The following is a 26,364-nucleotide window of genomic DNA, read 5'->3' as shown; positions in this document are numbered from 1 at the left end:
AATCGTACAGATAACACGCCTAGCGTGTCGAGAGAGAGGCGGTTTCTATTTTCGAATAGAAATCTCTCTCTTTTTTTACGAAATAATTTAGAGGTGAAAAACATGCAAAAACAAAAACAACTACAATTAATTCCTGCTGTACTTGCCACAGGGATCATGTCATTTGCAGGCGTTTTGATTGAAACCGCAATGAACGTGACCTTCCCAACACTGATTCAGGAATTTCAAATCAGTACCTCCCAAGTACAATGGGTAACAACCATTTACTTATTAATGATTGCGATCATTGTGCCACTTTCAACTTATCTGACAAAAAACTTTAGCCTGCGAACTCTTTTCTTGAGTTCCAATTTACTATTTATTGCTGGTTTGTTGGTCGATTACTTTTCCCCTACCTTCTTGTTACTACTTTTAGGTCGGGTACTCCAAGGTGCTGCGACAGGGATAGCCTTGCCACTGATGTTTCATATCATCTTGACTTTTGCTCCTATGGGAAAAAGAGGAACGATGATGGGTCTTGGTACTTTGACAACCGCCATTGCACCAGCGATTGGTCCTACGTATGGTGGGATCTTAACTGCTAATTTCTCATGGAGTCATATTTTTCTCTTTCTATTGCCAGTGCTACTCCTTTCACTTGCGATTGGCTTATACGCGATTCCTAAATTTAAGGTGGAAAAATCTGGCCGCTTAGATTTGCTCAGCGTCCTTGGTATTAGTCTGATGTTCAGTGGAAGCTTAACTTTTCTAAGCATGTTCAGAGACTGGATTGGCTGGGCATCCTTAGTCGTCGCCATTTTAGGATTCATTCTTTTCTATCAACGAACAAAAAAAGCCGATCATCCTTTGATCCGACTTGAGATTTTTAAAAATCATACGTTCCGCTTATTCTTATTTAGCTTTTTAGTTTATCAATTTTTATTACTTGGTGTTTCTTTTGTCCTACCGAACTTTGTCCAAATCGTCCAAGGGAACAATGCCTTTGTCGCTGGTCTGGCAATGCTACCAGGTGCAGCTATTGGTGCCCTCTTATCTCCTTTTTCAGGAAAGCTACTCGACCAACATGGACCTAAAAAACCAATTTTCATCGGTCTCTTGTTTTCACTTGTTGGCTGGACCGTCCTTGTGCTGATTTTAGGTCACGCATCATTAAGCTTTTTGATTGCCTGTCATTTCTTCTATATGATCGGTATTGGTTTGTCTTATAGCAATATGATGACTACTGGAATGAATGCTTTATCGATGGAATTACAAGGTGATGGCAACGCCGTATTCAATACGTTGCAACAATTTTCTGGAGCTGTCGCTACTACGTTGGTGGCTGTGATCATCAACTTTTTCCAAGATCATCGTTCAGATAGTTATGAAGCAGCAACAACGTTAGGATCAAAAGTTGCTTTAAGTGTCCTACTTGGCTTGTTGATCATTAGTTTGATCCTATTTATCCGCTATATGGTGCAAAAGCCTAAGCAAATAAAAAATTAATAGATAAGGAGGTGTGAGCGAATGAAGCTCACTCCTCCTTGTTTTTTTGTCTCTAACTTTATCAATAATCAGTTTTCGCTATACATTCGTTCGTATGAAGTAGAGAAAATCCTTGGATAAAATATTGTATCTCTAATGATTCTATGAGATGGTAGATAAGTAAAGGAGGTTTTTCTATGGAAAAAATTGCTATTATCGGTGGTGGCATCATCGGTATGACATTAGCCAACTATTTAGACACCTCTAAATTTGAGGTGACCTTATTTGATGCAAAAGAAGGACAAGCCACTCGCGCTAGTGCAGGCATCATCTCGCCTTGGCTTTCAAAAAGACGAAATAAACAGTGGTATCAGTTAGCAAAAGATGGTGCGGCTTTTTTCCCAAAACTAATCCAGGATCTATCACTTGATGATTCCATCTATAAACAATCCGGCACACTAATTTTCCGCCAAAAAGAAGCTTTGGAAGATCTTGCTGCACTTGCCGAACAACGAAAGAAAGACGCACCTGAAATCGGCGATATTTCGCTGTTACAAGCTGAAGAAACAGCCCAAGTTCTCCCATTGCTAAAACCAACACCTGCTTTATTTGTGACTGGAGGGGGGCGTTTAGACGGTCATGCCTATCTATCTCACCTTGCCACACGCTTGGAGAAACAAATGGTCAAAGTAATCTCTGAACGTGTCCAGTTACGCAAAGAAACCGCACACTGGGTCATCTCTGGTACTTTTGGACAACTTGACTTTGACCGAGTCATTCTAGCGCCTGGCCCTTCATTGAAGCCGTTACTGGAGCAGATTGGCTTTCATGCTGATATTCGTCCACAAAAAGGACAGCTGATCGTTTTTCAAACACCTTATGCGAACAGCCAAGAATGGCCTGTTGCCATGTTAGAAGGGGAAGCCGATTTTATCCCATTCAACGATGGGACTATACTAGTTGGCGCAACCCATGAAAATGATGCGGGTTGGGATTTGGTTCCTACCGAATCTGCTTATCAGCAATTGATAAAAAGTACAGTGCCATTTTTAGCTGAACCCGATCAGCTTGCTACATGGAAACACACCATGCGAGTAGGCACCCGGGCGTACACCTCCGATTTTGCGCCGTTCTTTGCACCTGTTCCAGATGAACCAAGCTTGATCGCCGCAAGTGGCTTAGGCTCCTCTGGTTTGACTACTGGCCCTTATATCGGCTATTTGATTGCAGAGTATCTCAACACAGGGATTTGGCGAGGCGACCATTATCAAAAACCGATCGATACGTACCTTTCAAGATTATAAAAGAAGTAAAAAAAAAGAGGCCTACTTGCGTAGCCCTCTTTTTTGGATTCATGATTGATGGTTATCTTAGTACCAACCGTTTGCTAACCAGAATGCTTTTGCAGCATCCCATGAACCATAGCGTCCAGCAACGTATTCTTCTACAACACGTTCTTGGTTCGCTGGTGAGTAGTCACCGTTCAAATATGCTGAATCTAATTGGTAGCGTCCGATGTAACGGCCGTTTGTTGCAGTGTAAGAACCACCTGATTCTTTTTGTGCAATCCATTCTTTCGCAGAGTTGCTGTTTGTTGTTACAGTAGTTGTAGCTGGTGCTACTTCAACTGTTTCAACAGGCGCAACATATGTATATTCTTGCGCTGGTGTTTCTGTTACTACAGGAGTTTCTACTTTTTCAGTTGTTGGTGCTACTTCTGTTGTTTTTACTGATGAAGCGTCAGTTGGAATTGTTAATTCTTCACCAACGAAAATGCGGTTGATATCGTCAATCGAATTTTGCTCTGCAATAGCTTTGATCAGTGAATTGTCACCTGCAAATTTTTGTGAGATTTTAGATAATGAATCTCCAGCTTTTACTGTATAGACTTCATCTGCATGAGCAGTAGTCCCTACAAACATTGCAGTTGCTCCAGCGGCAACAGTTGTCCCCAAAACGATCTTTTTAATTGAATTCATAGTAAGCTCCTTTTTTTCTCTTTGATTTGTTTCAACGTCACTAACTTTATCATCTAGAAATATTTCATAGGTGAAAGAATTATGACATTTAATGACAAAATCGTCACATTTTTAATATTTGTAATATTTGATTTTCCGAAAAACTAGGACTAAAGTCGTAGAAGCTTTATAAATCAACGTTGAAATCGTTTTTCAATCCTTTCGTAGAAACTTTAAAAAAACTTACATTCTGTAATATTCAGAATAAATTTTTTTCAATTTATTGTATTTTTCTGCGAAATTCTTCTCATTTTTCCAAAAATTGATGCAATAAACACAAAAAAACCAGTAATTGTTACAACAATTACTGGGAAAAATGACGTATTTGAGTAAAAAAGTCATTTTTTAGGACTTTTTTTCTTTTGTAACAATTGGATTGCTTGGTTCATTTCATGGATTGCTTCTTCGTCTGTTTCTTTTTCCAGTGCGCAACTTAATACTTCTTGCCATTTTTCAGGATCTTTGATTCCTAACTTACCGATTGCCCACGCTGCTGTCCCGCGAATCACTGGACGGACATCACTTAGACACTCTTCAATATGAGGCAAAGCGGCACGTTCTCCTAAATTGGCTAAGGCAATCAGCGCATTTCGTTGAAGAGGTTTCCTTCCACGCCATGAACCAGCCAAATGACCGTATTGCTGTTTAAATTCTTTATTAGAGATCGTTAACATGGGCGTGAGTTTCGGATAGACTTCGTCTACTTTTGGTTCCATTTCTGGATGAAAGTGAAAATCTTTCCCTCTATTATAAGGACAAACCAACTGACAGATATCACAACCATAAATGACGTTGCTCATCTTCTTTCGATACTCCTCTGGCATCATGCCTTTTGTCTGCGTTTGATAAGACAAACAGCGTTTAGCATTCATTCGCCCATCACCTAAAAGTGCATCCGTTGGGCAAGCCGTCACACAACGGGTACATTCGCCACACCCAAAGACACCAGGAGCATCTGGTTCTAGGTCGATATTGGTCACGATCTCACCTAAATAGACGAACGAGCCAAATTCCTCTGTGATCAATAATCCGTTTCGACCGATAAACCCTAAACCAGCACGTTGCGCCACAGCTACGTCGATCAACTCACCTGTATCTACTTGCGGCGCCAAGCGCCATTCTTCTTCCTTTTGCCAATGTGTCGCTCGTGACTCAATAAATGAAATCAATTGTTGCAGACGATCCCGTAAGACATCATGATAATCGATGCCCCAAGAAGCACGAGCAAACTGTCCACGCTTTTCATCTCTAGGCATCTTTTCATGGATCTTTGTCGGATACGCTAAAGCAATTGCAATGATTGATTTCGGTCGATCAAACGTCATCTCCGGATATAAACGTTCATCGATATTAGGGTGTTCAAATCCAGAAGTATGTCCAGCAGCTTTTTGTTCTACCAACGATTCTTTCAAATGATCAAATGGCTCTGCTGTAGTAAACCCGATTTTATCAATCCCGATTCGTTTACTTTCTTGAATGATTTCTTCCTTTAATGTTAGTGCCATCATTACCACCTTCGATCAGACACGACTATATAATCCGTAATATAATCGTTCTTTTTTCAATTGAACGAATTGGATCTGTTGATCTGGGATTTTTCTTTCTTCCATCCAACGATTTCTAGCAGCAAAAACTTCCCAGAAATTCACAGATACCCATTTTCGACGTTGGTCTAATGCATTGAAAAAGTTCAACGAAACAGGTTTTGTGTGGAGTAGTTCATGTAAACGGAGTTGTTCTCTTGCTGAGAACTCAGATAGATCCCGTGAATAAACAACATCTTCGTATAGATTTTTTTGTTGCCCATAAGTGAACGTTTGTGGAATTTCTCCTGGACGAGCAATTTCTACTAAACGATTATAATACGTGTTCATTAGTTTGCTATTTGCGATAAATGCACTCTTGAAAAATGCGGATTGGATTTTTGGAATCACACCCTCTGTCCCTATCAAAGAAAACAATGCGGGCCATGCTTGAACCTTTAGTTCATTCTTTTGTTTGACTAATACGCCAGGAGTAAAACCGACGGATGAAAGAAAGACAAAGTAGCCAATGCCTGTTTCTTCATCTAATGGCTGAAAATCATCAAATAACCATTTCCCAGGGTATTCCTCTGTTTCCAATTCTTCTGGGCTCGCTATGAACGCTTTCGCCATTTCTGCTTCAAGAAATAGGAGATCTTGATCTTTCTCCTTATTTTCTAATTGGTTGATTTTTTTTGTTATTTCTTTTGCAATCAATTGTTTGTCTTTGCTAGTAAAATTCATAGCTTCACCTTCCTTTCCTCTCTTTTAACTATAACGGAATTTCACTAAAATTGGTATCTTTAAAACAATAAACGAACGAATTTTTATTTGTATAAATTGCGGAAGCATTAGTCCTCACGTCTCCAAAACTGAGCAAACGGAAGGAATAGAAGGACTCTCTTCAAAAACAAAGCGCCATCCACAAAAATTTAAAGAACAATTTTCGTGGATGACGCCTTATTTATCGAGGCTACATACTTTTGCCTCTTTTTAGATTATTAAATCGATTAGTGATTATTTCTTTTCTTGAGACAGACCATCGTGAATCGTTTCGATGTTCCATTTCATCATTCCATAATAAGAATCACCAGTTTCTCCTTCTTTTGCAATGGAATCAGTGAATAGCTCATCATAGATTTCAAGACCTGTTTCACTTGCGACACGTTCCATACTTCTCGGATCAACACTTGTTTCCACAAATAAGACTGGAACATCCGAAGCACGAACTTGGCTGATGATCGATTGCATTTGTTCAGGTGTACCTTGGCTTTCTGTGTTGATTTCCCAAATATACCCTGCTGGTAGATCGTATGCTTGTGAGAAGTATCTAAAAGCTCCTTCACTTGTTACTAATAGTTTTTTATTGTCTGGGATCGATCCAAAACTCTCTTTCGCTTGTTTATCTAATTCTTTCAATTTTTCGATATACGCATCTGCATTTTCTTCATATTGCGTAGCATGGTCTGGGTCTTTTTCAGCAAAGATGCGTGCGATTTCTTGTACATATTTGATTCCGTTTGAAAGGTCCAACCACGCATGTGGATCTGCTTCTGTCTCTGATTCTCCACCGGTCAAATAAAGTGGTTCAACTTCTTTACTTACTGCAAAATAGTCTTCATCTTCTTTTTTATTTGCCGTATCCATCAAGTTTTCAAACCAAGCATCCCCTGTTTCCAAGTTTAACCCATTGTATAAGATGACATCAGCATCACTTGCTTTTTTGATATCTTCTGGCAATACCTCGTATTCATGTGGGTCAGTGCCAACTGGGACGATACTATGAACATCGACGTGTTCTTTTCCAACTTCTTTCGCCATGTCGGCGATGATCGAATTTGTTGCTACGACGGTCAGGTTTTCTTCTTTCTCTTCTGCTGCGGAACTGCCACAACCTGCAAAAATAAATAAGACAGCTCCCATTAACCATAAGATATTCAGTTTATTTTTCATGTACATACTCCATTTCTATTCGTTAGATTTTTTACGACTCGGCATTTTTTTTCGTTTTGTTTCTTGAAAAAATAATCCCTTTAGTCGGTGAAAATAAAAAGGCCAACGTAAAGAATACTGCACTGGTCAACACGATGGTCGCCCCAGACGGCCAATTATAACTATAACTATAAAACACACCGATGATCGCACTTAATACGCCAACTGTTGCCGAAATAAAAATCATTTTTGCCAATCGATCGGTCAATAGATATGCGGTTGCTGCGGGTGTGATCAACATCGAAATGACCAAAATCGTTCCTACTGTCTGTAAACTCACCACGGCAACCAGTGTTAAGAAGAACATCAATAAATAGTGAACAAGTGTCGTATTCAACCCATAAGCTTTTGCCATCATCGGATCAAAAGAAGTGATTTTCAGTTCTTTATAAAAAATAAATACAAACAATAATACGATCCCACTCACTATGGCAGTCATCAACATATCACTTTCTCTAACTGCTAAAACATTTCCAAATAAGATATGGTACAGATTGGTTGCACTTTGAGCAAAAGAAATCAAGATGACACCTAATGCAAAGAACGAACTAAAAACGATCCCAATAGCTGTATCGTTTTTCAAACGGCTACGTTGTGTGACAAATCCGATTATTCCAGCTGTCAACATCCCAAATGCAGTGGCTCCTAGAATGTAACTAAAACCAAACATATACGAAATCGCGACTCCAGGCAGTACCGCGTGAGAAATCGCATCCCCCATCAAAGACATCCCTCTCAAAATAATAAAAGAGCCAATCACCCCTGAAGCCAATCCAACTAACATAGATGTAATCAATGCATATTGTAGAAATTGATAATCCATTAACCCCTCAATAAACGATTGAATCATTTTTCCATTACCCCTTTAACTAATTGCCCAATGATCTCCCCATAAGCCAACTGTAGATTTTCTGAAGTAAATACTTCGTCAACTGATCCAGCTGCAATCAATTCTTTATTCAATAAAATTACTTCATCAAAATAGGCTTCGACTTTGTGCAGATCATGATGGACGATCACAATAGTTTTTCCTTCATTTTTCAGTTCATCCAAAATAGCAAAAATTTTTCTTTCACTGACCGCATCGATCCCAACAAATGGTTCATCTAAAAAAATCCATTCTGCACCTTGAGCCAAGGCTCGGGCAATAAATATCCGCTGTAATTGTCCTCCAGATAATTCACTGATTTGTCGATTTTCATAATCTGTCATGTCCACTTTCGCTAAGGCTTGCTTTGCTCGTTCCTTTTCTTTTTTCCCAGGACGTTGTCCCAAGTGCAAGGATGGATAGGTTCCTAACAAAACTACCCCTAATACATCGATCGGAAAAGAAAGATCCAGCTCACTACGCTGTTCGACATAGGCAATTTTTTTGCGAATCGTTTTTATGGATCGACCGTCGAAAGTAATTTCTCCGGAAATTTTAGGAACTAATTCTAATAAAGCTTTCATAAAAGTAGATTTCCCAGCGCCATTCGGTCCAATGATCCCTGTAAATTTTTGTGCTTGGATAACTGTTGATACATGATTTAATACTGTTTTTCCTTGATAAGCAACCGTCAAATCTTTAACGGATATTTCATTTTTAGACACCTCTTACCACTCCTTTTCGGTGTACCTAACTTTTTTATTCAAACTTAGTTTAACTAATATCAAAATCATTTACAAGTGTTATAGCTAATTTTTTTGATTTTTTAGATTTTTCTCGCAATTTTTGAAAATTTTCTGTAAAATCACAAACAAGAGCTATAAAGTAATGGGCGTTATTTATGTTTGCTAGTTATAGAATCAACTTGTTTTTACTTTATCACTCAACTTAAAAAAGGAGTTTTTGTATGGAAGAAGAAAAATTAACTCGTAGTCTCAGTGCACGTCATATTCAAATGATTGCGCTAGGAGGAACGATCGGTGTCGGTCTGTTCATGGGTGCTTCATCCACCATCCGTTGGACAGGACCTTCTGTAATGGTTGCTTATGCTGTAGCAGGCTTCTTTTTGTACCTGATCATGCGTGCATTGGGCGAGATGTTGTATCTAGATCCCTCCACCGGTTCTTTCGCTAATTATGCAAGTGAATACATCCATCCCGTCGCAGGTTATTTGACGGCTTGGAGCAATATTTTTCAGTTTATCGTGGTCGGTATCAGTGAAGTCATTGCTGTAGGGGAATATATGAACTATTGGTGGCCAGACTTGCCCCAGATCATTCCAGGAATCGTTGTGATCCTTTTCTTGATGTTCGCCAACCTTGTTTCTGTCAAAGCATTTGGTGAATTAGAATTTTGGTTTTCTACTATTAAAGTAGTGACAATTATTTTGATGATCATCGCCGGTTTAGGCATCATTTTATTCGGATTCGGTAACCAAGGAGAAGCAATCGGGATTTCAAACTTATGGAAAAATGGTGGTTTCTTTACTGGTGGCGTGAAAGGATTCTTTTTTGCTCTATCGATCGTCGTTGCCTCTTACCAAGGAATCGAGTTGATCGGGATGACTGCAGGTGAAGCGAAAGATCCCCAAAAAACGATTGTAGACGCTGTCCAATCAACGATCGGGCGGATCTTGATTTTTTATATTGGGGCGATCTTCATCATTGTCAGCATCTATCCTTGGAATCAATTGAGCGAACTAGGATCACCGTTTGTTCAAACTTTTTCTAAAATCGGGATCACGTTTGCTGCTGGTTTGATCAATTTTGTTGTCATCACAGCTGCGTTATCTGGTTGTAATTCCGGTATTTTCAGCGCCAGTCGCATGGTCTACACATTAGCCATCAACGGCAAAATGTCTAAAAAGTTTTTGAAACTTACACGTCATGGAGTGCCATTTTACCCAGTAGTAGCCATCTCATTTGGTATTTTGATTGGGTTGATTTTGAATTATTTGTTGCCCTTCGTCTACTCCCAATCACAGGATTTATTTGTTTTTGTCTATAGTTCCAGTATCTTACCAGGGATGGTCCCTTGGATCGTTATTTTGATCAGTCAAATCAAATTCAGAAAAAAACATCCGATAGAAATGCTTGAACATCCATTTAAAATGCCCTTATCCCCATATACCAATTACTTGTCATTGGCCTTTTTGGCAGTGGTATTAATCTTTATGTTCATCAATCCCGAAACAAGAATCTCATTGATGATTGGTTTGATTTTCTTGATCTATATGACGGGTTACTATTTTGTACGCGAAAGAAAAATCAAGGAATAGTAGAAGAAACTATACAAAAAGAAGTCAGGACTGCGCGAACGTAGTCCTGACTTCTTTCAATCTATCACAACCTGATTGCACAACTGCTACTTACCAGGGACTAAATTTTCTACAAGAGTTTCTAGTACGTTGTGAGTTTTTTGATCATTTTGTTCTTACTATTTAGTGGTATGGTATAGTGTGGTTTTGTACATTCCAGTTGAGTGTGTAAAAATAAAAAATAAAAGTCCCTGGCAAATAGCAGTTGTGCAATTTGGCTATTAGCTTCGCTACCATCACAAAAATATCCAATAAATCTTGTGGCGACAGACCGTTTATCCTTTAGCGATACCATCGATCAATTTAGGCTTCTTCCACTAAAAATGACAGAAAAGCACATTCTGGAATTAGCAGTTGACTTGAATGAATACTCCCAGCCATATTTTTCAAAAAGTTGTTGTACGATAAACAATCCTAAACCAGAACCTCCAGTATCTCGACTTCTGCTAAAATCCGGTCGATAAAAAGGTTGGAAAATCTTACTTAATTCCTCCTCCGTAAGTATCTGATTCACTTCATTTTCAATCACTAATTGTTTACCATCAAAAAACAGACTGATTTCTCCCTCATGCTTCGTATATTTGAAGGCATTACTTAGTAGGTTATCTAAAATTTTATCAATATCATTTTTATTACCGATGATTTTCTCCCCTTTTAGATTAACGACTAGTTTTTTCTGTTCTGCTTCAGCAAGTATCCGGAAAGAAGTCAATTTATGTTCGATCATTTCTTTGATTGAGACTTCTTCATAGACCACATCATCTGAAGGCAAATTGTTTCTTGAGGCAAAGAGGATATTATTGATCATTTCTGTTTGTTCTTGCAAAATATTTTTACAAACTTCTAAATATCGCTCTCTGTCTTTAAATTTTCCGACATTATAGATCATGCCATCAATCAGCCCCATCAATGAAGCAACAGGTGTTTTCAATTCATGAGAAGCGATTTGCATAAACTCTGACTTTGCTTGTTCCAATTCTTTCGTTTTAGCTACTTCAAGCTCTAACACTTCAATTGTTTGGATCAAAGAAACATATAGATGGTTGATATCTTGCGCTAAAAGTGAGATTTCATCCGTACCTTTGACATCACAACGAATATCCGCATCTAATTCGATCATTTTTTCTGTTACTTTGGATATCTCTTTGATTTTTTTTGTCGAATAAATACTATAGTAGTAAGCGCCGATGCCCCCAATGATTAGTGAGACGATGATGATGAATGGATATAAATGAAGTAAGACTTTACTTGCTTCTTCAACTGGTTGCATTGAGTACATACCAACTAGATAATAAGTGTTACCTTCTTTGTCAGTAATTTCTTGATAAAGGTTCATTTCATCAGATAAAATACTTATTACTGAATAGCCAATACTTTCGTCAAAGAAGGAACCAATGGCTATACCATCGGTATTGGTCAGGAAGAGATCAAGATTTTGTTCTCTTCCACTTTCAAGCCAGTATTGATCAACCACCTTTTGCATGGTAGCTAAATCTTTGTTTTCTATACTCTTTGCCACTTGATTGAATTCTTTGTTTATTTCGTTCAGCTTCATTTGTTCATAGTAGACAGGCATCGTAAAATATAAGACGATCAACGAAAGAATCGAAACTAGAAAAATGATGATCCCAGAAAAGAGAAAATTTTTCAGCATGATACTCATGGGGTGTCCTCAAGCTGGTAGCCTCTATTTTTGATCGTTTTTATTGATAAAAGTGGCATTTTCTTTCGGATATTTTTTATATGATTATCTAATATTCGATTTTCCAAATGATATTCATACGACCAAACTTGATACACTAATTGTTCTCGCGTGATGATTTTCCCTTTGTTTCTTATTAGAATCACTAAAATATCATACTCTTTTCTTGTTAAATGGATTTCTTCCTCTTGGTATTTTACAAGACCACCATCGAGATCAATGGCGTACTCCCCGATAGTGATGTGGGGATTTCCTTGATTCATCCGAAACACATTTTCGATCCGTTTGATCAAAATAAGTGGGGAAAAAGGTTTAACGACATAGTCACTGATCAAATGGGAAAAACTGAGCAACTGCGTATATTCATCATCCAAGGCAGTCAGCATGATGATCGGCACATCCGACGTTTCCCGAATTTTCTTTAAAACATCCGTCCCCCTTATCCCAGGCAACATAATGTCCAATAGGATCAAGTCAAATGTTTCTTCAGCAAAAACTTCCAATGCCTGTTCGCCACTTCTTACTGAATAAACTTCATACTTGCGTTCTTTTAAAAATTCCGTCACGATCTGATTGATCATATATTCATCTTCAACAACTAAAATTCTTTCCATATAGCTCTCTCCTTATTCAAAGCGTAATGCCTCGATAGGGTTTAATTTCGATGCTTTCATCGCCGGTAATAGACCAAATATCACACCCATCAGGGAACAAAACACTAAGCTACCGACAATGGAAATCACGGATACGATATAAGGATAATCCAGTGATAGCGTAATGGCATAGCCACTTAACAAACCAACAAGCACACCTAGTACCCCACCAATCAAAGTCAGGACGACCGCTTCTACTAAAAATTGTTTTAAAATTACTTTTCTTCTTGCGCCGAGTGCTTTCTTTATTCCGATTTCTTTCGTTCTTTCCGTGACAGAGACCAACATGATATTCATCACACCGATTCCCCCCACTAATAACGAGATACTTGCTATACCAGACAAAAGAATAAAACTTGACTGGTTCATTCGTTCCAATTCTCTGGCAAATTCTTTCAGATTCATCACCCCATACTCATAATCAGATGGGGGGATCTGTTGATTGAGGATCTCTGCAGCTTTTTCTGCAGCGCCTTGTAATTGATCGGTATTATTTGTTTGGATCGTGACAAGTGGTACAATATCCAACTCATCAGATAGTTTATGCGCTTGCTGCAAAGGAACGTAAGCTCTTTTCTCAAAGCTAAATAGATTACTACTATTGGGATCTAACTGAAATACACCTTGAACTTTGAATGGTACCCCATTCACTTCGACAAACTGTCCGATCCCTTCTTCATTTGGAAATAATTCGTCATACAAGGAATCTTCAAGAAAAATCGCTTGTTGTTGCTCTTTGAAGGCTTGGGCAGCAAATCCTTCCCCTTTGATGAAGTTTAACTGCTCCAAATCCTCAACAGAAGAAGTGACAGCAGAAACTTTGGCGTCGGTCCCTTTGGCTTTCCTGTAGATTTTCCCTTCCTTTTGATAAGACAAACCACTTGCTAAGACCTCTGGTATCTCATTGACTTTCTTTAGTACATCCTCGTCTAAGAATGGAAAATATAACGGTTTTTTCTCTTCCTTTCCAGATAAGATTCCATCTGACATAGTGTTCTGTTGGAAAGCACTTTTTCTGTCATATTGGATATTCATCGTATTATTGTTACCACCAATCATTTCTCGTTTCATTTTTTCGGTGTTTCCGCCGATGATGCTGAAAATCGAAATAATGGCAGCAATTCCAATGATGACACCTAGCATAGTCAATACCGAACGCATCTTATGAGCAAAAATCGATTGTAAGGCAAATCTGATTTCTTCCATTCTCGATCACCTCACTTCATTTTGTTCATCGCTAATTATTTGACCATCTCGTAAAGTGATCGTTCGCTGACATAACGCTGCGATTTCTGGCTCATGGGTAATTAGAATAATCGTTTTTCCTGCTTGGTGGAATTCCTTAAAGAGGTCCATGATTTGACTACTGGTTTTTGTATCAAGGGCCCCTGTTGGCTCATCACCTAAAACAAAACTAGGATTAGTCACTAAAGCTCTCGCAATTGCGACACGTTGCTTTTGTCCTCCTGATAATTCCATCGGTTTGAAGTCACTTCGATCCTCTAACCCTACAAGTTGCAACATATCCAAGGCACGCTTACGCCGCTCTTTTTTATTGACTTTTTTATACGTTAATGGCATTTCCACATTTTGCGAAACGGTTAATTTTGGCATGAGATTGAAATTCTGAAAAACAAAGCCGATTTTTGCATTACGAAAATCAGCCAATGAATTGTCCGCTAACGTTTTGACATCCGTTCCTTCAACGATATAATCCCCTGATGTAGCTGTATCCAGACAACCAATGATATTCATCAACGTCGACTTTCCTGACCCCGATGGCCCCATGATTGCGACCAGTTCTCCTTCATTGATTTGCAAAGAGATATCTTTAAGGACTTTTAGTTCTTTCCCGCCTTGCCAATATGACTTCTGAATGTTGTTAAGCGTCAACACTTGCACCAACCTCCATTCCCTCGACCATTCCTGTTTGAGGCAAAGCAAGTTGATCTTCAACAGTCAATCCTTCGACTATTTCTGCGAGTTCATTATCCATCGGATTTACCTTTACTTCATGCTCTTTGATCCGATCATTTTCTACTTTCCATACATAATATTTTCCATCTTTTTCCATGAGGTATCTTTGGTTGATGATCACTTTTCCTGACACAAAATCTTTCGGTAAAACATTGACATACACATTGGAACCAATCAGTGGCATTTCTTCTTTTGGATCGATCTTAACTTTATAAGGAAACTTAGATAAATTAGGATTCTCTTCTTTTTGATCCTCTTGTTTTTCATCTCCAGTTAAGTTTGCCACCTGTACAATATTTCCTTGCCAAGTTTTCTCTGGGTCTTTACGATCCATGATTTCTACTCGCTGATCGACAGCGACTTTTTCACGATCAAATTCAGTGACTTGACCATCCACATACAAGTTCGAATCATCAAGGATCTCCATAAAATTATCTTCTTTTTGACGTTCTTTTGATTGATTGACTAAGTCACGATTCAACGATTTGATTCTTCCTGAGTGATCAGCTGTCACTGTGTCTTCATTCAGTCGTTCTTTTTCACTTTCGTGAAGTAATTGGGCTTTTCGCAATTCTGTTTCGGCATTCTTCACTTCATTGTCGCCAGCAATAGCTTCTGCATGTAGACCAGTGATTTCTCCTTCTAATGCTTTGATCGTACTTTGTAACTCTTCGGATTTTTCCTTCGCATAATCTTGTCTTGCTTTTCCAAGCTCTGCTACTTTTTGGTTATGTGCTGTCCATTTTTGATTTGCAGTCACTCGTGCTTGTTCTACTGCTCTCACTTTGATTTCTACGTCCATTTCAGCTTCCACAACTTTTCTCTGTTGATCCGTTTGGTATGTAAACAAAGGTTGCCCTTTTTCTACGACATCTCCTTCATTTACCAGAATATCTTTCACTGTTCCTCGTTCTGGATCAATTTTGATTTTGTTGCTATTATTTGGCATAACTTTTCCTGCTAAAATCAAATTCGCCGCTTTCACCTCATCAATGAGGGATTTGACAGACCGGGCTTCAATATTTGTTTCTGAATTTCCTTCTTTTGTTTTCCCACTAGAAGCAACTATACTGATTGCACCAACCACTAGTAAAACGGTGACGACTGCTACTGGCAAATACCATTTTCGGTTGAATTTTTTTCTTTTTTTAGGCTTCATGTACCTACTCCTTCATTCAGATTAGTCATAAAAAAGCGCTTATGACATCCTGTCCAATACTTAATCCTCGTCTTTTTCCGACACTTCTTCCTCAAACTCTTGAACAACCGTTCCATTATCTAAAATTTTTTCTGTTCCTTCTTTCCCATCCACGGTTACTTTTCGTTCACTTTTTACTTTTGGCATCTCTGATTCACTTGTATCTTTGGTATCTGAACTGCATGCTGCTAAAAGACCGATAGAACATACTAATACCAGATACCCTTTATACTTTGTTCCTTTTTTCATCATAAAAAACCATCCTCTTCTATTTGTTTTAGTTATGTTTCTCTTGTTATATTTACTATCATACATAACAGACCTATTCTCTTTCTAAAGCTAATCTGTTTTTTGTGTAATTTTTTTGGTAATTTTTTTTGAACAAAAAGATAGCGATTAAATTTCAGACAAAAAAAAACAACCCAAGTGATCGTTGGATTGTTTTTGGCTAAATTGAGATATTCTGCTATTATTTTGATTTTTTATTAACCATTTGTTAAATCATAACTCTCTTTCAGTAGATAAAAGAGTTGCTTTTCTGTGACTGCGCCATTCAAAGCTACACTGATCCAATGTTGTTTATTCATATGATAAGCAGGATAATAGCCTTTACTCTTTTTCAGGATGGAGATGATTTCTGGATCTGCTTTGACATTGACGAGGGGGACTTGACCTTCGCCTTCTATACCTAATTTGTCTTTTTCAACAGATACGATCAAACCAAACCATTTACCTGTTGATTGATGGCGGAACACGATATAATCTGGAAATTTTCCAAAAGGATGATCCATTTGGACGTCGTTTAAGGTAGATGCGAAATCGATGAGTTTTTGTGTTAGGTCCATGGGTAGGTCTCCTTTCTGCCAAGAAATTAAATATAATTTAGACGATTTTTTATGTTACGTCTAAGGAATGATACATCACTTGATTATCAATGATTAAATCATTTTTTTAGCGTTGATAATTTTTGTTATGCTTCCTCCACCAAATAACCTCATGTCCTTTTATATTGTAAATATTCCCTTTTTAACCAGTGTATTTTCTTTCTGTATATTGCTGTATTTAATAACTAATAGTAACTTTTTAAAAACCATTTTATGAGTATTTTTGTTGGAAATAACTTGTTACGATAATTGATAAGCTTCGGTTACTATATGACAACCATGATTACACTCGTAAACCTAAACCTAGATCAAGCATGAAAGTCATAGTTGAATATATTTTTCTTCGTGTTTTTGTCCATTTATGAGTTGTCAAAAATAAATTCGTTTCAGCAAATATAGTGACCGTGAGCTTACTTTTACTCCTTGGTCATTTTTCTAGATAAGTATTATCATAACAAGTAAAAAACATCGGATTTTTATCAACCTTCACGAAGATATTTCTATTTCATATCATGATCATTACGTTCCCTTATCATAAACAGATATTGCTGAGTCTAGAATAAACAACTAATACTTTTATTAACTTAAAGTCAGACTCACACCGTAATCCGAGTGATATTTTTGTAAATAAGCGAAAACTCCATAAAATTTAGTGAGTTACTTTTATGAATGATTCCCTAATTTTGTAGCTCTACACTTCTATAGCAATAGCCTCTTTTCAAGTAAACTTCTTACTCAATAATATCAAAAAAATTATTCTCAACACAAGAATCAAATCCAATTTAATATCTTGTTATCTTGCTTAGTTGATTTCTTAATATTTCCAGCATATTAATATTTTCATAAAAAAACAAAATATTGAAGATCCTAATATTTATTCACACTCAAAATATATACACCTTACCTCCGTATACTACTATCTATAAAAAATCAGGTACTGCCTGAAACTTCACTAACGGGCAGTACCTACAAAGACTATATATAATGGACGTCTATATATTAGATTTTAACAAAATATTATTTTTTATACGTTCAAAAAAACAATGAAAGAAATCCAAAATTTGGATTTCTTTCATTGTTTTTCTTATTTGCAATAGGTGTATCTCATTATTTTAATTGTTCTTTCAATTCATTCTGTACCCGTGCTAATTCTTTTTCTTCTACTTTTTGGTAAGAGATACCTTGTTCACCTGTCACTCCATCTCCAGTAAATCCTGTCCCCATTAGTTGATCGGCTTTTATTTTTTTCAGTGCTGGTCGGTATTGTGTAACCATACTTTGCATCATGTTCCAAGGTACGTCAGTTATCATGTTTCCACCAATTATTTCTAGGATATCTTTATAATTCGTCAAGGTTTTTACTGATTTCAATTGATCCAGAATACCAGTAATAATTTGTCGTTGTCTCTTTTGCCGACCATAATCGCCATCAGGATCATCGTAACGCATCCGAGAATATTTGAGTGCCTTTTCGCCATCCAGGTGTAATTTTCCGATTGGGAAATCTGTTCCTTCATAATTAAAACTAAAGGTATTATTTACATCAACACCGCCAACAGCATCAACTAATTCTTTCATCCCTTTTAAATCGATTTGAACATAATAATCAATTGGAACATTTAATAAATTTTCTACAGTTGATAGTGACATAGGAACGCCTCCATAAGCATATGCGTGGTTGATTTTATCCGTTGTACCATGCCCTACAATTTCTGTATAAGTGTCCCTTGGGATGCTGACTAATGTGGTTGTTTCTTTTTTAGGATTGACTGTTGCAACAATCATCGTATCTGATCGCCCTTGTTCTGTTCTACCTAAATCACCGCTGTCCGTTCCTAGCAATAGGATAGAAAAAGGTTCGCCAGACTCGTAATCTAAGCTGCCATTTTTTGAACCATTTGTTCGTTCGATTGCTTCATAGGATTCATTCGCTGTTGCTTTCACATCAAAATAGATTTTTCCGACATAGCCAATAATCCCAATAACGATAATCAACATGACCGCTAAAATAGAAAGAAAGATTCGTTTAACCATTGACATTATTTTTTCTCCTTTTTTTATTAAATTTAAAAATCTTCACTGATGCCTTCACTTAAATGATGAAACTCATTTGCAATTGATTCTATGATTCGTTCACTTGCTCTTCCATCTCCATAAGGATTAGATGCCTGTGCCATGTTCCTATGATTATTTTCATTTTCGATCAAGTTTTTTATTTCACGATACACGTTTTCTTCATTCGTACCGACAAGCTTAAGCGTATTCGCAGCTACGCCTTCTGGTCTTTCTGTCGTGTCACGTAAAACTAGAACTGGTACCCCCAATGATGGGGCTTCTTCTTGCACCCCACCCGAGTCTGTCAAGATCATATAACTACGGGCAATAAAATTATGAAAATCCACGACATCTAACGGTTCAATCAAATGAATGTTAGGCAAATCACCTAGTATCTTTACTACTTTTTCTCTTACCTTAGGATTGCGATGCATCGGAAAAACAAATTCAATATTCGGATAGGAAGAAGCAATCCTATAAATTGCCCGACACACATTCTCCATTGGCTCTCCGAGGTTTTCTCTTCGATGCATCGTCACTACAATCATTTTTCCATTCTCTTTCAGTTCTGGTAGATAGGGGTGACTGTATTTTTCCTTGATTGTATATTTCATCGTATCAATTGCTGTATTTCCAGTGATATAGATTCTATCAAGAGAGTGGTTTTCCTTTTCCAAATTTTCCTTACTTCTTTCTGTTGGCGCAAAGTAAAGATCGCTTAGGATATCAGTCAATTGACGATTTGCTTCCTCTGGATATGGTGAACGTTTATTCCATGTTCGAAGACCAGCTTCTACGTGTCCAATTTTGATTTGTTGATAAAAAGCAGCTAACGCACTCGCATAAGTTGTCGTAGTATCCCCATGTACCAATACGAGATCTGGTTTTTCTTTCAATAAAACAGGTGTTAAATTGTTTAATATGCCTGTAGTTATACTTGTCAGTGTTTGATTGTTTTCCATCAAATTTAAGTCATAATCTGGTAGGATATTAAATTGTTCTAGTACTTGATCCAACATTTCACGGTGTTGTGCGGTTACTACAACGATAGATGTGAATCGATTATCTTTTTCCATTTTCTTGATCAATGGAACCATCTTAATGGCTTCAGGTCGTGTTCCAAATATGGACATGACTTTAATGCTAGACATCCTTTTATCTCCTCTCTCCTTTTATTTGTTATGTAGTCAATAAGTAAAAGTTTATTCTTTTTTTTTAAGTTATTTGTCTAACATTCGCTATTTTATATTCCGAATTTTGATCTAAAATTTATAATTTCATACATACAAAGAAAAAGAGACCAGAATTTTTATAATCTGATCTCTTTTCTCTATTCAATTAACTAAATCATTTAATATTATTTTTTTTGTTAATTTTTATATGAACGAAGTAGCCTAAGCATAAGACTATCAAAACAATTCCTAATATAATTAAATACGTTTGTTTTTTCTCTCCGGTTTTGGGAAAACTGTTATGTGTTCCACCATCAACATCTTTACTATCCTTAGGATTATTTTCCTTAATTAATTCATTTTGTTCTGTTCTTTGAGATATAGTAAATTCTATTGGAGTTTCATCTAAAATGTAACCTTTAGGTGCTTTAGTTTCGATCAATTCATAGCTACCTTCCTCTAATCCATCAATAGACAATTGCCCAAATCTATCAGTTTTTAAATTTTTTTGGATTACTTTATTATTGTGATCTTTGACCATAAACACTGCATTAGGCAGTTTTTCTCCAGTTTGGCTATCTATTTTCTCTAACAAAATACTCTTTACTTTTCGATGATTCGTTTTTGTTACTTCTACCGCTTCGGTCTGCCCTTTTTCTATCGTGAAGCTGACTGGTTTCTTATCTAGGTCATAACCAGTTGGGGCTTTCGTTTCTACCAACTGATATTCACCTGGCGCTAACTCATCGATTGCTAGTTTCCCACTTGCATCCGTCGTCAACCCACTTTGCAGTTTCTTCCCATCTTTATCTTGTAACTCGAAGACTGCGCCCGCTAGACCTTCTCCTGTTTGATCATCCGTCTTCGTGAGGACCACTCCTCCTGGAGTTAAGTGGTTCGTTTTCGTTACTTCTACTGCTTCGGTCTGCCCTTTTTCTATCGTGAAGCTGACTGGTTTCTTATCTAGGTCATAACCAGTTGGGGCTTTCGTTTCTACCAACTGATATTCACCTGGCGCTAACTCATCGATTGCTAGTTTCCCACTTGCATCCGTCGTCAACCCACTTTGCAGTTTCTTCCCATCTTTATCTTGTAACTCGAAGACTGCGCCCGCTAGACCTTCTCCTGTTTGATCATCCGTCTTCGTGAGGACCACTCCTCCTGGAGTTAAGTGGTTCGTTTTCGTTACTTCTACTGCTTCGGTCTGCCCTTTTTCTATCGTGAAGCTGACTGGTTTCTTATCTAGGTCATAACCAGTTGGGGCTTTCGTTTCTACCAACTGATATTCACCTGGCGCTAACTCATCGATTGCTAGTTTCCCACTTGCATCTGTCGTCAACCCACTTTGCAGTTTCTTCCCATCTTTATCTTGTAACTCGAAGACTGCGCCCGCTAGACCTTCTCCTGTTTGATCATCCGTCTTCGTGAGGACCACTCCTCCTGGAGTTAAGTGGTTCGTTTTCGTTACTTCTACTGCTTCGGTCTGCCCTTTTTCTATCGTGAAGCTGACTGGTTTCTTATCTAGGTCATAACCAGTTGGGGCTTTCGTTTCTACCAACTGATATTCACCTGGCGCTAACTCATCGATTGCTAGTTTCCCACTTGCATCCGTCGTCAACCCACTTTGCAGTTTCTTCCCATCTTTATCTTGTAACTCGAAGACTGCGCCCGCTAGACCTTCTCCTGTTTGATCATCCGTCTTCGTGAGGACCACTCCTCCTGGAGTTAAGTGGTTCGTTTTCGTTACTTCTACTGCTTCGGTCTGCCCTTTTTCTATCGTGAAGCTGACTGGTTTCTTATCTAGGTCATAACCAGTTGGGGCTTTCGTTTCTACCAACTGATATTCACCTGGCGCTAACTCATCGATTGCTAGTTTCCCACTTGCATCCGTCGTCAACCCACTTTGCAGTTTCTTCCCATCTTTATCTTGTAACTCGAAGACTGCGCCCGCTAGACCTTCTCCTGTTTGATCATCCGTCTTCGTGAGGACCACTCCTCCTGGAGTTAAGTGGTTCGTTTTCGTTACTTCTACTGCTTCGGTCTGCCCTTTTTCTATCGTGAAGCTGACTGGTTTCTTATCTAGGTCATAACCAGTTGGGGCTTTCGTTTCTACCAACTGATATTCACCTGGCGCTAACTCATCGATTGCTAGTTTCCCACTTGCATCCGTCGTCAACCCACTTTGCAGTTTCTTCCCATCTTTATCTTGTAACTCGAAGACTGCGCCCGCTAGACCTTCTCCTGTTTGATCATCCGTCTTCGTGAGGACCACTCCTCCTGGAGTTAAGTGGTTCGTTTTCGTTACTTCTACTGCTTCGGTCTGCCCTTTTTCTATCGTGAAGCTGACTGGTTTCTTATCTAGGTCATAACCAGTTGGGGCTTTCGTTTCTACCAACTGATATTCACCTGGCGCTAACTCATCGATTGCTAGTTTCCCACTTGCATCCGTCGTCAACCCACTTTGCAGTTTTTTCCCTTCTTTATCTTGTAGCTCGAAGACTGCTCCGGCTAATCCTTCTCCACTTTGATCATCCGTTTTCGTGAGAACCACTCCTCCTGTAGCTAAGGAATTGGTTTTAGATAACACTACAGGAACTTCTTGTCCAGAAACAACTGTAAATGAAACAGGTGTTGGATCGATCGCATAATCTTCTGGCGCTTGGGTCTCGATAAACTGATAATCACCTGGTGGAAGTAAACCTGTGTTAACTTTTCCACTTGAATCAGATACTAGATTTTCAAGTACAGTCTGCCCCTTACTATCTACTACTTTAAAAACGGCCCCAGCTAATGGATTTTTATTTTCAGAAGCTATTTTAGTTAGATACGCGCTTCCATCTAATATCGTCACAGCATCATTACTATATATATTCGTACCATTATAGTTGATTGACGCCTTATTGATAATTTTATCCCCAGCTTGTGCATCTTTATTACTATAAACTGCATTAAATACGATAGTTAAGCTTTCACCTTCTTCTAAAGTATCTAATAAGGTATAAGAAACTGTTCTAGTTGTCGAATCATAAACAGCATCCGATACTTTTGTATTGTCTTTTGAAACAGTTGTTTGATAGGTTGTGTAGTCTGGAAGTGGATCACTTATCACAGTTCCAGCTGGGATACTACCGCTTGAACTTTTCAAAGTCAATGTATAATCCAAAATCCCTTCTGTATCTGCTAGCGTACTTTGTTCCACTTTTTTATTTAAAGAAATACCACTGTAGCTTGATTCGTCCAGAGCCATTGCTGAGTCATAACTTGAAACAAGCGAATCATTTGAATAGATTGCTGCATGATTATTTCTCACACCAAATTCTGCCGGTGTTGGATTCCCTAGTATTTCTTCCCCATACATGACAACGTAACTGTCTTCAGTTGTAACATCGCCAAAATCAATGGTAAATCCTTGATTATTCACAGTTATTTTGTTAGATAATTCACTCGTTACATACTTCCACTCATTTGGGGTACCATCTGCCTTTCTAGAAGTAACTTTAGCAATTCTTATATGTTGATAGGGGGTTAAATCCCCAGCTGCGGGTATATAAGTATCTGGATCGGTTAACTGAGTCCCTTCTGGTATGGTATCCGTAAGCTTAACATTTTTCATGGATCTTTGATCATAATTGACTGTTATTGCATAGATATTTGACGCAGGTTTATCTAAACTCATTAGTGCAACTTCATTTCCATCAATTATTTTCTTAGGTCTTGTACTCCACTTTGAAAGATTAGGTAAGCTATTATTTAGTCGATGTACTTCGGAACTCAGCTGATCGCTGCTGACTAAGTTATTCCCTTTATAAAATTCAACAGGAAATTCGACAGAATCAGGAATACTTTCATCACCAATATTAAAAATCGGAGCGATAAATTTAATCGTAAATGTATAGCCTACAGCATCTTCTTGAGATATCTTGGTATGATCATAAAACACCGTCAAGACGTAATCTCCCTGACTATCCGTGGTCAAGGAAGAATCATCCAAATAGAATGGCTCACCGATAATCAGTTTATTTAAAAGATCACTTTCATCTTGAACAATTTCATGGGGAATCGTGATCTGGATTTTCCCATCCTCGTCGATTCCGCCTGCTGAAGAAGCTAAATGGACATTTAATTCAACTTGTTGCCGTGACTCAATAATACTGGGGCCGCTGATAGAAATTCCTGGATCATCTCCAACAATTCTTGGATTGATTTCCGATGAACTCCCAACTAACGATAAAAAGCCAAGTTGACCGATTATCAAGACAATACTAGTTAATAGATTTAAAAAAAATGTAGTTTTTTTATTCCTCAATTTTATACCCTCTCTCACTTAATAAGATATTCTTTGATAAACATTTCATTAATTTACCTAGTTGTGTCTTATTTGGCTTGTTACTAGGTAGATAGTTACCTGCTTCTAAAATGACTAAATCATCCTCTATTCGCTGAAGTTCTTTTGCTATTTTTAATTTCTCTTTGTTTGACAAAGAAATTTTGGTATTACTAATCGTTATCATCTGTTTTTCTTCATTAAAAAACAGTCGTTGCGATTGACTCGAAGAATCGATTATCTTTTTTAATGAAATCTCTTTTATTCGCAGCGCCTGACTTAGTGGGTATACTCCTTGTCTACCGATCAGTAATATGGATAGAATGACAGATAAAAATTTCAACTAATTTACATCCTTTTCTCTTTGTCTTTTTACATCTATAATCGCATCTCCAAATACCTCCCAATCGTTTGGAGTAGGTGGTCTTTTCCAGATGATTTGTGTAATCGATAAATTCTCAATGACAGAATCTGAAACAAAAATATCTGTTTTTGAGGTTAAGCGATTCTCTACAATAATATTTAGATTTTTAAATCCTTGAATTTGATTTTGAATAAAATTCGTGTATAAATTTCCCAAAGAAAAATCAACACAAACATAAACAGGTATTTCAATAAAAGCAAAATGATTGATTAGTAAAAATACGTACTCAAAAAAAAGTTGATTGACGATTGTCTCATCGCTAAAATGCAATTGCTCTTTATAAATTGTTAAGGCTCGCGTAACCGCCTTACTAAGTTTGGGATATGATTCTAAAAAATAATCCCTTTGATTACTTGAAGCAAAGGAAGACAAAGTAAAATCAAAAATTTGATGATACCTATTTAACGCAATTAATTTATTTTCGAAAGATATACGATTTTTGTGTTCATTTATTTTTAATTCAGAGGTGATTTTACTTGCTAGATTTATACTTATTTCATCAATATCTTCAAACTTTGACGCTTGGATCACAACAGGTACTTCGTCTACACCTAATGACTTCAAAAAACCTAATAAATAGCGAATTTCAATACACTTCGTCGTCTCATCTTCAATAGACAAAAAATCAGCTATTTTATCGATGACAAGTTGAATATCCGAGCTTGTCAAAAAAATAAAAAAATCTTCTTCTTTGCTTAAAGAAAAACCATTTTTTTCTCTACAAATTAAGATACCGATTAACAAATTTAATTTTACCTGTTCTGTTTTACTTAATCGTAAATGGAAAAGAAATGTTAAATATTCAGATAAAGATTTGATCTGGTTTCTTATTTCTTCTGTAAAAGGAAGTTCGATTCCGTTATAAATGTCAAAAAATACAGAAAAAATAAGATTTCTTATAATGGTTTCATTTCCTACTACTTTGCCATTTTTTATTTCAAGATTATGTTTTGATAAAAATTTTTTTATCGTTCGCTGTCTCAAGTAAACAGTTGGGAGAGCAAAATAGTGTCGAATGCTAAATTCCTTGACAGTCATGTTTTCTTCGATAAAAGCTTTAAATAATAAAAAAGTTGGTGCTTCTTTGTAATAACTCAAGCGGAATTTTTTTACAATCGAATAATCTATATTGATTGGATGGACGATGACACCATCACTGTGGATATGAGCATTCGATTCAAATTGATAAAGTTCATTGTTTAACTCATCAATAAACTTTTTTAATCTTGTTTCAGTGACTTCAATAAATGAAGCAAGTTCCCTAACTTCGATACTCCTATCTTTTAACTCAATGTAGCGCAAAATGGCTAATTTGATTCTCTCCTTATCTTCTAAAAAAAACTCTAATTGCATTCGATCCTCCTTTTATTAGTTAAGTTAGGTGTTACAGTCCCATTAATAGTATACCTCTACTTAAAAATGGAAAAAGTATTGTTTCTGAATTTTTTTATATAAAATAACTTTTTTTTTAACTAATATATATAATATTTGTTATATATAACTCCTTGAAAAGCTAGATCCAAAATAAAACAGAGCAGAAAGAAATGTTCCTTTCTGCTCTGCTCCATTTGAAATCCACATAGTTTTTAACATCTTTAGTCTACCAACATTAAGCTGATTTTATGTTCATTTATTACCGTATGATCCTCCATTCATTAATCAAATTAGATTTCTGCTTTCAATCAATTCAGTATTACTGTAATTTCTTAGTGATCCATGACATGTAACCTACC

21 protein-coding genes are annotated in these 26,364 nt (G+C 37.2%); 3 read left to right on the top strand and 18 right to left on the bottom strand.

Going from position 1 to position 26,364, the window contains the following annotated elements; genetic code table 11:
- The first annotated feature begins 102 nt into the window (after nt 1–102).
- Both EM4838_RS01955 and EM4838_RS01950 read left to right on the top strand, forming a co-directional pair.
- A complete protein-coding gene (locus EM4838_RS01955) occupies nt 103–1,485 on the top strand; it encodes an MFS transporter (RefSeq protein WP_071866679.1) in 1,383 nt (460 codons plus the stop codon).
- A 176-nt stretch (nt 1,486–1,661) separates the two neighbouring features.
- Nucleotides 1,662–2,768: an NAD(P)/FAD-dependent oxidoreductase gene (locus EM4838_RS01950; protein WP_071866680.1), complete on the top strand. Its 1,107-nt coding sequence runs from the start codon at nt 1,662–1,664 to the stop codon at nt 2,766–2,768.
- A gap of 66 nt (nt 2,769–2,834) precedes the next feature.
- Here EM4838_RS01950 and apf read toward each other — a convergent pair whose 3' ends face one another.
- The 6 genes from apf to EM4838_RS01920 all read right to left on the bottom strand — a co-directional run bounded on the left by apf (nt 2,835) and on the right by EM4838_RS01920 (nt 8,590).
- Nucleotides 2,835–3,443, bottom strand: coding sequence for an aggregation-promoting factor (gene apf, locus EM4838_RS01945; protein WP_023519180.1), 609 nt, complete (start codon nt 3,441–3,443; stop codon nt 2,835–2,837).
- 377 nt (nt 3,444–3,820) lie between these two features.
- The gene (gene queG / locus EM4838_RS01940) at nt 3,821–4,987 is read right to left on the bottom strand and encodes a tRNA epoxyqueuosine(34) reductase QueG (protein WP_071866681.1); all 1,167 of its coding nucleotides are present in this window, start codon (nt 4,985–4,987) and stop codon (nt 3,821–3,823) included.
- A 15-nt stretch (nt 4,988–5,002) separates the two neighbouring features.
- Nucleotides 5,003–5,749 (bottom strand): hypothetical protein, encoded by a 747-nt coding sequence (locus EM4838_RS01935; RefSeq protein WP_010736215.1) that lies wholly within the window; start codon nt 5,747–5,749, stop codon nt 5,003–5,005.
- A gap of 273 nt (nt 5,750–6,022) precedes the next feature.
- Nucleotides 6,023–6,958, bottom strand: coding sequence for a metal ABC transporter substrate-binding protein (locus EM4838_RS01930; protein ID WP_065095716.1), 936 nt, complete (start codon nt 6,956–6,958; stop codon nt 6,023–6,025).
- 31 nt (nt 6,959–6,989) lie between these two features.
- Nucleotides 6,990–7,847 (bottom strand): metal ABC transporter permease, encoded by an 858-nt coding sequence (locus EM4838_RS01925; protein ID WP_023519177.1) that lies wholly within the window; start codon nt 7,845–7,847, stop codon nt 6,990–6,992.
- Nucleotides 7,844–8,590, bottom strand: coding sequence for a metal ABC transporter ATP-binding protein (locus EM4838_RS01920; RefSeq protein WP_071866682.1), 747 nt, complete (start codon nt 8,588–8,590; stop codon nt 7,844–7,846). The genes EM4838_RS01925 and EM4838_RS01920 overlap by 4 nt, the downstream gene beginning before the upstream one ends.
- A 242-nt stretch (nt 8,591–8,832) precedes the next feature.
- On the opposite strand from EM4838_RS01920, the gene EM4838_RS01915 reads away from it, so the two are divergent.
- Nucleotides 8,833–10,203, top strand: coding sequence for an amino acid permease (locus EM4838_RS01915; RefSeq protein ID WP_065095714.1), 1,371 nt, complete (start codon nt 8,833–8,835; stop codon nt 10,201–10,203).
- A 337-nt stretch (nt 10,204–10,540) separates the two neighbouring features.
- Here EM4838_RS01915 and EM4838_RS01910 read toward each other — a convergent pair whose 3' ends face one another.
- From EM4838_RS01910 to EM4838_RS01855, 12 genes are all read right to left on the bottom strand, one after another.
- Nucleotides 10,541–11,905, bottom strand: coding sequence for a sensor histidine kinase (locus EM4838_RS01910; protein ID WP_071866683.1), 1,365 nt, complete (start codon nt 11,903–11,905; stop codon nt 10,541–10,543).
- The gene (locus tag EM4838_RS01905; RefSeq protein ID WP_019723143.1) at nt 11,902–12,558 is read right to left on the bottom strand and encodes a response regulator transcription factor; all 657 of its coding nucleotides are present in this window, start codon (nt 12,556–12,558) and stop codon (nt 11,902–11,904) included. The genes EM4838_RS01910 and EM4838_RS01905 overlap by 4 nt, the downstream gene beginning before the upstream one ends.
- 12 nt (nt 12,559–12,570) lie before the next feature.
- Nucleotides 12,571–13,803 carry an ABC transporter permease gene (locus EM4838_RS01900; protein WP_071866684.1) on the bottom strand — a complete coding sequence of 411 codons (1,233 nt, stop codon included), beginning with the start codon at nt 13,801–13,803 and terminating at the stop codon, nt 12,571–12,573.
- Nucleotides 13,804–13,809: 6 nt separating this feature from the next.
- Nucleotides 13,810–14,493: an ABC transporter ATP-binding protein gene (locus EM4838_RS01895; protein WP_019723145.1), complete on the bottom strand. Its 684-nt coding sequence runs from the start codon at nt 14,491–14,493 to the stop codon at nt 13,810–13,812.
- Nucleotides 14,480–15,733, bottom strand: coding sequence for an efflux RND transporter periplasmic adaptor subunit (locus EM4838_RS01890; protein WP_071866685.1), 1,254 nt, complete (start codon nt 15,731–15,733; stop codon nt 14,480–14,482). The genes EM4838_RS01895 and EM4838_RS01890 overlap by 14 nt, the downstream gene beginning before the upstream one ends.
- 60 nt (nt 15,734–15,793) lie before the next feature.
- Nucleotides 15,794–16,024: a hypothetical protein gene (locus EM4838_RS01885; RefSeq protein WP_071866686.1), complete on the bottom strand. Its 231-nt coding sequence runs from the start codon at nt 16,022–16,024 to the stop codon at nt 15,794–15,796.
- A 233-nt stretch (nt 16,025–16,257) separates the two neighbouring features.
- Nucleotides 16,258–16,617, bottom strand: coding sequence for an MmcQ/YjbR family DNA-binding protein (locus EM4838_RS01880; protein WP_071866687.1), 360 nt, complete (start codon nt 16,615–16,617; stop codon nt 16,258–16,260).
- A 1,146-nt stretch (nt 16,618–17,763) separates the two neighbouring features.
- Nucleotides 17,764–18,696 (bottom strand): LCP family glycopolymer transferase, encoded by a 933-nt coding sequence (locus tag EM4838_RS01875; protein ID WP_071866688.1) that lies wholly within the window; start codon nt 18,694–18,696, stop codon nt 17,764–17,766.
- A gap of 26 nt (nt 18,697–18,722) precedes the next feature.
- Nucleotides 18,723–19,862 (bottom strand): non-hydrolyzing UDP-N-acetylglucosamine 2-epimerase, encoded by a 1,140-nt coding sequence (gene wecB, locus EM4838_RS01870; RefSeq protein ID WP_071866689.1) that lies wholly within the window; start codon nt 19,860–19,862, stop codon nt 18,723–18,725.
- Between the two features lie 196 nt (nt 19,863–20,058).
- Nucleotides 20,059–24,189, bottom strand: coding sequence for a SpaA isopeptide-forming pilin-related protein (locus EM4838_RS01865; protein ID WP_100917232.1), 4,131 nt, complete (start codon nt 24,187–24,189; stop codon nt 20,059–20,061).
- Nucleotides 24,179–24,550, bottom strand: a complete 372-nt coding sequence (locus EM4838_RS01860) for a hypothetical protein (protein WP_071867599.1) — start codon at nt 24,548–24,550, stop codon at nt 24,179–24,181. The genes EM4838_RS01865 and EM4838_RS01860 overlap by 11 nt, the downstream gene beginning before the upstream one ends.
- Complete coding sequence (locus tag EM4838_RS01855; protein WP_071867600.1) at nt 24,551–25,984, bottom strand: helix-turn-helix domain-containing protein; 1,434 nt, start codon at nt 25,982–25,984, stop codon at nt 24,551–24,553.
- Between the last annotated feature and the right edge of the window lie 380 nt (nt 25,985–26,364).

Origin of the sequence: Enterococcus mundtii (assembly GCF_002813755.1) — a bacterium.
Taxonomy (GTDB): domain Bacteria; phylum Bacillota; class Bacilli; order Lactobacillales; family Enterococcaceae; genus Enterococcus_B; species Enterococcus_B mundtii.
Note: the sequence above shows the minus strand (reverse complement) of the source record. Positions and strands in the feature narration are given on the sequence as shown.